Source organism: Acidocella sp. C78 (assembly GCF_907164655.1).
The window spans coordinates 77,008-87,447 of record NZ_CAJQZK010000013.1; the positions used below are offsets into that span (position 1 = coordinate 77,008).

Annotated in this window: 9 protein-coding genes and 1 pseudogene; 3 read left to right on the top strand and 7 right to left on the bottom strand. The window is 67.0% G+C overall.

Going from position 1 to position 10,440, the window contains the following annotated elements:
• Window positions 1-12 precede the first annotated feature (12 nt).
• The 6 genes from efp to ACIDOCELLA78_RS000000105590 all read right to left on the bottom strand — a co-directional run bounded on the left by efp (window position 13) and on the right by ACIDOCELLA78_RS000000105590 (window position 3,783).
• Window positions 13-579, bottom strand: coding sequence for an elongation factor P (gene efp, locus ACIDOCELLA78_RS000000105565; protein ID WP_201728744.1), 567 nt, complete (start codon window positions 577-579; stop codon window positions 13-15).
• A gap of 36 nt (window positions 580-615) precedes the next feature.
• A complete protein-coding gene (locus ACIDOCELLA78_RS000000105570) occupies window positions 616-1,191 on the bottom strand; it encodes a DUF6362 family protein (protein WP_201728745.1) in 576 nt (191 codons plus the stop codon).
• The gene (locus ACIDOCELLA78_RS000000105575; protein ID WP_201728746.1) at window positions 1,188-1,505 is read right to left on the bottom strand and encodes an AsnC family protein; all 318 of its coding nucleotides are present in this window, start codon (window positions 1,503-1,505) and stop codon (window positions 1,188-1,190) included. The genes ACIDOCELLA78_RS000000105570 and ACIDOCELLA78_RS000000105575 overlap by 4 nt, the downstream gene beginning before the upstream one ends.
• 178 nt (window positions 1,506-1,683) lie before the next feature.
• On the bottom strand, window positions 1,684-2,013 hold the full coding sequence (locus ACIDOCELLA78_RS000000105580; RefSeq protein WP_201728747.1) for a hypothetical protein: 330 nt from the start codon (window positions 2,011-2,013) through the stop codon (window positions 1,684-1,686).
• A gap of 2 nt (window positions 2,014-2,015) precedes the next feature.
• Window positions 2,016-3,095, bottom strand: coding sequence for a DMT family transporter (locus tag ACIDOCELLA78_RS000000105585; protein WP_283770836.1), 1,080 nt, complete (start codon window positions 3,093-3,095; stop codon window positions 2,016-2,018).
• Window positions 3,096-3,156: 61 nt separating this feature from the next.
• Window positions 3,157-3,783, bottom strand: coding sequence for a LysE/ArgO family amino acid transporter (locus tag ACIDOCELLA78_RS000000105590; RefSeq protein WP_201728748.1), 627 nt, complete (start codon window positions 3,781-3,783; stop codon window positions 3,157-3,159).
• A gap of 74 nt (window positions 3,784-3,857) precedes the next feature.
• Between ACIDOCELLA78_RS000000105590 and ACIDOCELLA78_RS000000105595 the strand changes: the two genes are divergently transcribed.
• Window positions 3,858-4,742 carry a LysR family transcriptional regulator ArgP gene (locus ACIDOCELLA78_RS000000105595; protein WP_201728749.1) on the top strand — a complete coding sequence of 295 codons (885 nt, stop codon included), beginning with the start codon at window positions 3,858-3,860 and terminating at the stop codon, window positions 4,740-4,742.
• A gap of 72 nt (window positions 4,743-4,814) precedes the next feature.
• Window positions 4,815-8,301: pseudogene (gene metH / locus ACIDOCELLA78_RS000000105600) on the top strand (methionine synthase).
• A gap of 186 nt (window positions 8,302-8,487) precedes the next feature.
• Here the strand turns inward: metH and ACIDOCELLA78_RS000000105605 are convergent.
• Entirely contained in the window at window positions 8,488-9,177 is a 690-nt protein-coding gene (locus tag ACIDOCELLA78_RS000000105605; RefSeq protein WP_201728750.1) for a hypothetical protein, read from the bottom strand.
• 137 nt (window positions 9,178-9,314) lie between these two features.
• Between ACIDOCELLA78_RS000000105605 and ACIDOCELLA78_RS000000105610 the strand changes: the two genes are divergently transcribed.
• A partial coding sequence (locus tag ACIDOCELLA78_RS000000105610) for an IS1634 family transposase (RefSeq protein ID WP_249675839.1) occupies window positions 9,315-10,440 on the top strand: 1,126 nt, incomplete at its 3' end.

Here is a 10,440-nt window from a genome sequence, read left to right on the forward strand (position 1 = left end):
CCGCGCGCGGCCTCAGCCCTTGGCCCGCTCGACGTAGGTCGAATCCTCGGTGCGGACGACGATGCGCTCCCCCGCCTCGATGAAGGGCGGAACCATCACCTTCACCCCGTTCGACAGCTTCGCCGGCTTGTAGGAGGAGGACGCGGTCTGCCCCTTCACCACCGGATCGGCCTCGACGATATCCAGCGTCACCGTCGCCGGCAGGTGGATGCCGACCGGGTCGCCCTCCACGAGATCGACGATCACCGCCATGTTGTCCTGCAGGAACGGCGCCTGGTCACCCAGCAGGGCTGCCGGCACCAGAAACTGCTCGAAGGTTTCGCCGTCCATCAGCACGAGATTGTCGCCGTCGGTATAGGAATAGGTGTAGTCGCGGTTGTCCGTCATCAGCCGCTCGACCGTGTCGGCGGTGCGCCAGCGTTCGTTGGTCTTGTTCCCGGTCTTGAGGTCGCGCATCTCCACCTGGATGAACGCGCCGCCCTTGCCCGGAGTGATGATCTGCTGCTTGAGCACCGTCCAGCGGCGACCATCATGCTCGATCACCTGGCCGGCGCGGATCAGATTCGCCTGCTGCTTCATGAAATGACACCCGATCTTGGATAAGGATGGGGCGGCTTAGCCCGCCGCGCTGCTTTGGGCAAGTTTTCGCTCCGCCGCGACCAGCGCCGCGTGGATGATCCCGAGCCCCTCGCGATGCCAACGCTGGACCGATTTGTGGTCCGCCCCCAGCACGCCGCCGAGCCTGCGCCAGGGAAACAGGTGCCGCCCGGTCAGCGGATGGGTCAGCGCCCGCGCGCCCAGAATCCGCCGCAGCACGAACCGCTCCTCCGGAATCGCGGCGAGCCAGCCGAGCGCCTCGTCCATCCGGTCGATCTCCGCCCCCGAGGGGTGCGGCGGGCGGATGCGCGAGGCCTCCCAGCCATAGGCGTCGAGCGCGCTGCGCACCACCTCGTAGCGGCTGATCCGCAGATGCGGCGAATAGCCCCGCTCCGGCAGCGCCAGCAGGCACGCCCCTGCCGCCTCCAGCCGCTGCGCGATCGCGCCGATCGGGTCCGCCGCCCCGCTCACCGCCGGGCAGGGGCCGATCTCCACCCGCCGCGCCGCGCCGGCGGCGCCGATCCCCGAGCCGAGCACCTCGCCCGCACGCCGCACCCGAATTTCGGCCGCGCGATGTGCCCGCGCCGCGCTCATCGCTCATCCTCCCGCCCGGGGGCGGCGAGAGGAACGAACGCCGCGCCCTCCAGAATCGTCCCGCGCGTCAGCAGCCCCCAGGAGCGCGGATGCCCGGCCGGCAGCGGCGGGCGGTTCGGATCGTCCTCCGGCGGCGGCTTCGGCCGCGCCGCCTGGCTCGGCCCGCCGGCGGCGCAGAGCCGCCGCCCGCGCTCGATGATCGTGTTGCGCGACAGGCCGAGCACGGCGGCAATCGCCGCCCAGGTCGCCCCGTCCCCCCGCATGCGGCGGATCGTCTGGTCGGCGGCGTCGGTCCAGATGCGGCGTTCGGGCATCGCTCATCTCCTTCGTGGATGAGTGTATTGTTAGTAGATACGCTAACGTGCGTCAATAATACTAACATCATGGAGCGACGGAACTGAGCCCCCGGCACACCGCCAGGCGCATCAGTCCGAACAACAATATATTGATAAATCGATGAAAATAGGCGAAGGCGCCAAGCCGGAAAAAATTTCAGTCCAGCGCGAAAAACCGGGCGCGGAGCAGAATATCGGTCTCCAGCGCGGTGCGGACGGCGGCTTCTCCGTTAGTATCCGCGACAACCACGACGGCGGCGAAATCCGGCAGCGTCCCCCGCGCCCGGCCGAGAAACAGCTCCGTCAGCGCCAGCGCCGCGGGCCCGCGCGGCACGCAGCAGGCGCAGCCGATCCCGTGCCCCGGCCGCGCCGGCGCCACGCCGAACCGCGCCACCGCCGCCACGTCGGCGGGCGGATCAAAACCCTCCTGCACCAGCGCCGCCTCATCCGCTCCCGCCGCGCCGCCGAACCGCACGCCGATCCGCATCGTCACGCTCCCTTCGCTCCGCCGCCGCGCCGTCCCGGCGCCGCCGTCACCACCAGCCCGGCGAGCACCAGCGCCGCCCCCGCCCAGCCCGCCGCCGGCAGCCGCTCGCCGACGACGAGTACCGCCAGCACCGCCGCCACCACCGGCTCGACCAACGTGATCGTCGTCGCCACACTCACCGGAATCCGCGCCAGCCCGAGGCCGAAGCAGAGATAGCCGAGAAACATCGGCACCGCCGCCATGTAGATGCCCACCGCCGCATTGCCCCAGGAGTCGAGAAAGGCGCCGCCGGTCGCCAGCAGCACCGGCATCAGCAGCGCGCCGCCGATCCCGAACGTCGCCCCCATCGCCACCATCGAGCGGACGCCGCGCAGCATCATCCCCCGCGCCGTCCAGGCATAGAGCGCATAAGTCAGCCCGCCGACGAGGCCGAGCGCGATGCCGAGGCTGCTCCCATCGCCCGCCGTCGCCCCGGGTTCGGAAAGGGCAAGCAGCGCCATGCCGGCAATCCCCGGCAGCGCGCCGGCAACCCAGCGGGCGGAGAGCCGCGTGCCGGCGAGCGCGCGCTCGATCAGTGCGGAGAAGATCGGCGCCGAGCCGAGCGTCACCACCGTTCCCACCGCAACGCCGGAGAGCCGCATCGAGCTGTAAAAGGCGAGGGGATACAGCGCGACCGCGACGCCCCCCGCCGCCAGCAACCGCCCGTGCCGCGCCAGCGCCGGCAGGTCGCGCAGGATGCGCGGTGCGGCGAGCAGCGCCTGCAACAGCCCGCCGATCCCCATCGCGCAGGCGCCGATCGCCAGCGGCCCGACCGCGGGCGCGAACGTCGCCGCCGTGCCCGTCGTGCCCCAGACCAGCGCGGCGAACAGCACCGCCGCCACCCCGGTCGCGAATCCGCCGTCGCGCGGATGCGCGCCGTGTTTGTCGTGCGGATGCGCGCCGTGTTTGTCGCGCGGATGCGCGCCGTGTTTGTCGTGCGGATGCGCGCCGTGTTTGTCGTGCGGATGCGCGCCGTGTTTGTCGCGCATGTGCGCGCCCTGGTTGTCGCGCTCGCGCGCGCCGTCGCCTCCGGTCCCCGTCATCCAGCCCTCCATCTCGTGGGCTATTTCCCGCTTCAGCGCCGCCTCCGCAATCCGGCGGCCTTCATGCCGGGAATGTCATGGCCTTCAGCAACAGCGAGGCGGCGAGCAGCAGCATGGTGACGCCGACCACCCGGTCCAGCACCCACCACGCGGCGGGCCGGCCGAACACCGGCCGCAGCGCGCGCGCGCCGAAGCCGAGCGCGGCGAACCACGAAAGGCTGGCGCTCATCGCCCCGGCGGCGAAAACCGGCCGCAGCGCCGCCGGCTGCGTCGCCCCGATCGCGCCCAGCAGCAGCACGGTGTCGAGATAGACATGCGGGTTGAGAAAGGTGAACCCCGCCGTCGCCAGCAGCGCGCGGCGCAGCGTCACCCGCTCGCCCGCGCCAAGGTCGACGGCCGTCGGCGCCCGCCGCCGGAGCGACGCGATGCCGTTCCAGCCGAGAAACGCCGCCCCGCCCAGCGTCAGCGCCAGCGTGAAGCGCGGCGCGGCGCCGATGAACGCGCCCACCCCGCCCACCCCGGCGGCGATCAGCACCGCATCCGCGAGGGCGCAGAACGCCACCACCGCGCCGACATGCTCGCGCCGCAGCCCCTGCCGCAGCACGAACAGGTTCTGCGCCCCGATCGCGACGATCAGCGCCGCCGAAGCCGCATACCCGGCGAGAAAGGAAGCTGCATATCCGCTCATGCGTCCGCCTATGGGCGCGCCGGACAAAACAGGAAAGCTTGTTTTTCTAATGTCGATGAAGCATCGCTTCACCCGTGCTGGATTATCCCGCCCTTGCCGCCCTGCGCGCGGTGCTCCGCGAAGGCAGTTTCGAGCGCGCCGCCGCCGTGCTCGGCGTTACCCCGTCCGCGATCTCCCAGCGTGTCCGCGGTCTTGAGGAGCGGATCGGCGCGGTCCTGGTCATCCGCGGCCAGCCCTGCACGCCGACCGCGCTGGGCAGCCGCCTCTGCGCCCATGCCGATCGCGTTCACCTGCTCGAAGCCGATCTCGCGCCGCTCCTGCCCGAGGCGGCCGCCGGCCATGCGCCAACCATCCGCATCGCGGTCAACGCCGACAGCCTCGCCACCTGGTTCCCCGACGCCATCGCCGGTTTCGGCCGCGATGGCTCAACCCTCCTGGACCTCGTGCTGGATGACGAATCCCGCACCGCCGCCCGCCTGCGCGCCGGCGAGGTGCTGGCCGCCGTCACCGCCGATCCCGATCCCGCCCAGGGCTGCCGCACCATCCCGCTCGGCGCCCTGCGCTATGCCGCCTGCTCCAGCCCCGCTTTCCTTGCCCGCCATTTCCCGGATGGCGTCACCGCCACCGCCCTGGCGGCCGCCCCGCATCTGCGCTTCGACCGGCGCGATACGTTGCAGGCGCGCTGGGCGCAGGCGGCGCACGGCGTCAGCCTCGCCGGCCCCACCCATTTCGTGCCCTCGCCGCACGCCTTTCTCGATCTCGCCTTGGCCGGCCTCGGCTGGGGCCTGCACCCGCTCGCCCTCGCCGCGCCGCATCTCGCCGCCGGCCGCCTCGTCGAACTCCCCCCGGCCCAGCCGCTCGACGTCGCTCTCTACTGGACGGCGGCCCGCCTCCACGCCGCCCCGCTGCGCCGCCTGACCCGCGATGTCGCCGCCGCCGCCCGCCGCCATCTCGCCTGATCCCGCCCGGCGTCACGCGCCCCCGCCGCCGCCGATTGGAATTCTCGCGCCGTTCCTATATCTGCTTGCATCATGACCGGAATTTCACTTCTCGAAGCCCTCCGCCACCGTGTCCTCCTGTGCGACGGCGGCATGGGCTCGCGCGTCCAGGCCCTCACCCTCGATACCGAGCGCGATTACTGGGGCAAGGAAAACTGCACCGAGGTGCTGAACCTCTCCCGCCCCGACCTCGTGCGCGAAATCCATCGCGGCTACTTCGAAGCCGGCGCCGACATGGTCGAAACCAACAGCTTCGGCGGCTCGCCCATCACCCTCGCCGAATTCGAGCTGGGCGACCGCGCCCGCGAGATCAACCGCATCGCCGCCGAACTCGCCCGCGAGGCCGCCGAAACCTTCGCCGACGGGCGCGACCGCTACGTGATCGGCAGCGTCGGCCCCGGCACCAAGCTGCCCACCCTCGGCAACATCGCCTACGACCCGCTCGAAGCCGGCCTCGCCGAGCAGTGCCGCGGCCTGATCGAAGGCGGGGTCGACGCCATCCTGATCGAAACCTGCCAGGACACGCTGCAGATCAAGGCCGCCGTCAACGGCGCGAAGATCGCCCGCGCCGAGCTGAACCGCGATACCCCGATCTTCGTCCAGGTCACCGTCGAAACCACCGGCACCCTCCTCGTCGGGCCGGACATCGCCGCCGCCGCCACCGTGATCGAGGCGCTCGACGTGCCGCTGATCGGCCTGAACTGCGCCACCGGCCCGCAGGAAATGGCCGAGCATGTCCGCTACCTCTCGCAGAACTGGCCCGGCCTGATCTCGGTGCAGCCCAATGCCGGCCTGCCCGAGCTGGTCGATGGCAAGACCCATTACCCGCTCGCCCCAGCCGAACTCGCCACCTGGCTCGAACGCTTCATCCGCGAGGACGGCATCAACCTCATCGGCGGCTGCTGCGGCACCTCCACCCCGCATATCGCCGCCCTCGACGCCATGCTCCGCCGCAATGGCGAAATCCGCCCCGCGCCGGTCCCGCGCAAGCCGGTCTGGATGCCCTCCGTCGCCAGCCTCTACGGTGCCACCCCGCTGCGCCAGGAAAACGCCTATTTCTCCATCGGCGAGCGCTGCAACGCCAACGGCTCGAAGAAATGGCGCGAGCTCCAGGAAAAGCACGACTGGGACGGCTGCGTCGCCATGGGCCGCGAACAGGTCGCCGAGGCCTCCAACGCGCTCGACATCTGCACCGCCTTCGTCGGCCGCGACGAACTCGGCGAAATGTCCGAGGTCATCACCCGCTTCACCTCCTCGGTGAACGCGCCGCTGGTGATCGACTCCACCGAAACCCCGGTCATCGAGGCCGCCCTCAAGCTCCACGGCGGCAAGCCCATCATCAACTCGATCAATTTCGAGGATGGCGAACACATCGCCGAAGAGCGCATGGTGCTCGCCCGCAAGTTCGGCGCCGCCGTCATCGCCCTCACCATCGATGAGGTCGGCATGGCCAAGGAGCCGGCGCAGAAGCTCGAAATCGCCACCCGCCTGGTCGATTTCGCATGCCGCAAGCACGGCCTCCCGCAATCCGACCTGCTGATCGACCCGCTCACCTTCACCATCGCCACCGGCAACGAGGACGACCGCAAGCTCGGCCTCTGGACCCTCGAAGGCATCAGGCTGATCCGCGATGCCTTCCCCGACATCCAGATCATCCTCGGCCTGTCCAACATCTCCTTCGGCCTCAACCCCGCCGCCCGCGCGGTGCTGAACTCCGTCTTCCTCGACCACGCGGTAAAGGCCGGCATGACCGGCGCCATCGTCCACGTCTCCAAAATCCGCCCCCTGCACCTCATTCCGCCCGAGGAAGTGCAGGTCATGGAAGACCTCATCTTCGACCGCCGCCGCGAGGATTACGACCCCCTCCAGCGCGTCCTCGAAATGTTCGCCGACCGCAAGGCCGCCGACGCCGTGAAAAAGGTCAAGGCCGACACCGTCGAGGGCCGCCTGCGCGACCGCATCGTCGATGGCGACCGCAAGGGCCTCGCCGACGATCTCGACGAGGCGATGAAATCCCACGCCCCGCTCGACATCATCAACAACCTCCTGCTCGATGGCATGAAAACCGTGGGCGAACTGTTCGGCGCCGGCAAGATGCAGCTCCCCTTCGTCCTGCAATCCGCCGAAACCATGAAGGCCGCCGTCGCCTACCTCGAACCCTACATGGAGCGCGTCGAGGGCCAGCAGAAAGGCACCATCGTCCTCGCCACCGTGAAGGGCGACGTCCACGACATCGGCAAGAACCTCGTCGACATCATCCTGACCAACAACGGCTACCGCGTCGTCAATCTCGGCATCAAGGTCCCCCTGGCCGACATGGTCGCCGCCGCCAGGGAACACCGCGCCCACGCCATCGGCATGTCCGGCCTCCTCGTCAAATCCACCGTCGTCATGCGCGAAAACCTCCAGGAAATGTCCCGCCAGGGGCTCGACATCCCCGTCCTCCTCGGCGGCGCAGCACTCACCCGCAACTATGTCGAGGAAGACTGCGTCGCCGCCTACGCCTCCGGCCGCGTCGCCTACGCCCGCGACGCCTTCGACGGCCTCCATCTGATGGACAAGGTCACCGGCAACGGCTTCGACGATTACCTCGCCGCCCTCCAGTCCAAGCGCCGCGGCAAGGCCCGCAACACCAAACGCACCCTCGGCCAGGCCGACGCCCGCGGCTTCGCGCCGGTCGACATCTCCGCCGTCCAGGCCCGCCGCCGCCGCCTCACCCGCGAAACCCCCGTCCTCACCCCGCCCTTCTGGGGTGCGAAAATCATCGAGGCCCCGCAGAAAGCCCTCGTCCCCTACATCAACGAACGCTCCCTCTTCCAGTTCCAGTGGGGCTTCCGCAAGCAGGGCAAGTCGCTGGAAGACTTCATGGGCTGGGCCCGCCAGGAACTCCGCCCCGTCATGAAGCGCATGCTCGACCTCTGCGCCGCCGACTCCATCCTCAAGCCCCAGGCCATCTACGGCTACTGGAAAGCCGCCGGCCAGGGCAACGACCTCATCCTCTTCGCCGAGGACGGCGCCACCGAACTCGCCCGCTTCACCCTCCCGCGCCAGCCCCGCGACGACGGCGAATGCATCGCCGACTTCTTCCGCGACGTGGACGACGCCGAACGCGACGTCATCGGCCTGCAAGTCGTCACCATGGGCGAAAAAGCCTCCGACACCGCCCGCGCCTGGTTCGAGGAAAACCGCTACCAGGACTACCTCTACCTCCACGGCCTCTCCGTCGAAATGGCCGAGGCCATGGCCGAATACACCCACAAACGCATCCGCGCCGAACTCGGTTTTTTCCGCCGAAGACGACCGCGACATGGAAAAAATGCTCGCCCAGTCCTACCGCGGCTCACGCTACTCCTTCGGCTACCCCGCCTGCCCGAACCTCGAGGACCAGAGTCTTTTGCTCCGCCTCCTCGACGCCGAACGCATCGGCGTGTCGCTCTCGGATGAACTCCAGCTCCACCCCGAACAATCCACCAGCGCCATCGTCGTTTTGAACCCCCACGCGAAGTATTTCTCCGTGTGAGGGGTCAGGCGGGGGAAGGGGAGCAAAAGAGCTTCTTTTTGAAAAAAGAAGCAAAAACTTTTGCTCAGCATTTTGATTATATGTTGGGCAAAAATGAAATTATTTACGTATTTTTACAAAAATGTTTTTGAAGATAAAACCATGATTATATCGAAACCGAAAAATTTCTGTCAAAGTCATCGCGATTTATGCTGCCAATGCCATTTTAAATGCTTCATTTGAAGCGTCTTCTTCAATAACATCTCCAACCTGCGCCAATATATTGTATAAATTGCCCATCTCAGTAATGTTTTTGACAACAGAAATGGTTTTTGGTGCGTTCTTCAACAGAGCTATATCATTAAGCGCCGCGTGCGCGTAATAAACTGACATGGCGTGATTACCTACCGCTTTAAACGCGGCTGTTTGCTTCCCCTTTTTAACAACGGCAGTAATATCCCACTCACGGCTAGATGCGCCCCGAAAGTCCGGGATACTTTCAACGTTGGACGCTCCGAATAAAGCGGTCAATTTCTCAAGTAGATGAGAGGCAACTTCACCCTCACCTTCGTTTTGAATACGCGCAACTGCCTGATGTGTTGTTTCAGTGGAAACGCCAGAAATATCAGTGATAGTAGCAGCAAGCTGCTCAAACGTCGCAATTGCACTGAATGATCTGTCGAGAAACTGCACGCCTATCCTATCCGCCGCCTTTTTGGCTCGACGGACAAAAACCACTTCAGCTCCCACCATTTTTGATTCCCGGTATCCAAAACCGAGATCACTTACCCGAAATGCATTGCCTTCAACGGTTATGCTGACAATCGCTCCGGCGCCACTCGGGTAGAAGCTTGGCACCGAAACGAGACACTCGTTTTTCATCTCACGGACGTGCACGAGGTCCCTAGCCTGAAGTTTTACTTGGGAATGACCTGAACGTGGCGGATAGCCTCGCGTAGCGCTGATTTCTTGCGAGCGTTTTGTGTCCATAAATGGGGCTTGCGGTGCGACTCGATCTGTGATTCGCTCGGGTTATGTTCATCGATGTGGTTCCGAATGGCCGATCGGCGCCGGCCGTGCTGTTGCGGGAGAGTTTCCGCGAGGGGCGGAAGGTTCACAAGCGTACCATCGCCAATCTGAGCCAGATGCCGCCCGCGTTGATCGATGGCCTACGAGCGCTGCTCGCGGGTGGCGCGGTGGTTGGTGGTGCCGATCAGGCGCTGGAGATCCGGCGTTCGCTGCCGCATGGTCATGTGGCGGCGGCACTCGGGATGATGCGCAAGCTCGGGATACCCCGCCTGCTGGGCCGGAGGGCGTCGCGCGAGCGCAGTCTCGCCCTGGCGCTGATCGCCGGCCGGGTGATCGCGCCGGGATCGAAGCTCTCGACCCTGCGCGGCCTGAACCCGGAGACCGCAACATCGAGCCTCGGGCAGATGCTTGATCTCGGTGTCATTGAAGAGCGCGAGATCTATGCGGCGCTGGACTGGCTGGGCACGCAGCAGGGGCGGATCGAACGGGAGTTTGCAAGGCGCCATCTGCGCGACGGCACGCTGGTGCTCTACGACGTCAGTTCATCCTACCTCGAAGGCCGGCATTGCGAACTGGCACACCACGGATACAGCCGGGATCACCGGCCCGATCGGCCGCAGATCGTCTATGGTCTGCTGTGCGATCGCGAGGGGCGGCCGATCGCAGTGGAAGTGTTCGAAGGCAACACCGCCGATCCGGCGACGATCGCCGCCCAGGTGGAGAAACTCAAGCGCCGGTTCCATCTCGAGCGCGTCGTCCTGGTGGGTGATCGCGGAATGATCACCACGGCGCGGATCCGCGAGACGATCAAGCCGGCGGGGGCTGGACTGGATCAGCTGCCTGCGCGCGGGGCAGATCCAGGATCTTGCCGAGGACCGCTGCAGATGTCGCTGTTCGACGAGCGCGATATCGCCGCGATCACGTCGCCCGATTATCCGGGCGAGCGGCTGATCGCCTGTCGCAACGCCGCCCTGGCGACCGAACGACGGCGCAAGCGCGAGGCGCTGCTCGTGGCCACCGAGACGGAACTGGCGCGGATCCGGGATGCGACACGGCGCAAACGCGCTCCTCTTCATGGCGAGGCCGCGATCGGGCTGGCGGTGGGGGCGGTGATCAACCAGCGCAAGATGG

Coding starts and splice junctions, on each gene's coding strand:
- ACIDOCELLA78_RS000000105585 (WP_283770836.1), bottom strand. CDS start 3,095: ATGACGGGGACCGGAGGCGACGGCGCGCGCGAGCGCGACAACCAGGGC.
- efp (WP_201728744.1), bottom strand. CDS start 579: ATGAAGCAGCAGGCGAATCTGATCCGCGCCGGCCAGGTGATCGAGCAT.
- ACIDOCELLA78_RS000000105570 (WP_201728745.1), bottom strand. CDS start 1,191: ATGAGCGCGGCGCGGGCACATCGCGCGGCCGAAATTCGGGTGCGGCGT.
- ACIDOCELLA78_RS000000105590 (WP_201728748.1), bottom strand. CDS start 3,783: ATGAGCGGATATGCAGCTTCCTTTCTCGCCGGGTATGCGGCTTCGGCG.
- ACIDOCELLA78_RS000000105580 (WP_201728747.1), bottom strand. CDS start 2,013: ATGCGGATCGGCGTGCGGTTCGGCGGCGCGGCGGGAGCGGATGAGGCG.
- ACIDOCELLA78_RS000000105575 (WP_201728746.1), bottom strand. CDS start 1,505: ATGCCCGAACGCCGCATCTGGACCGACGCCGCCGACCAGACGATCCGC.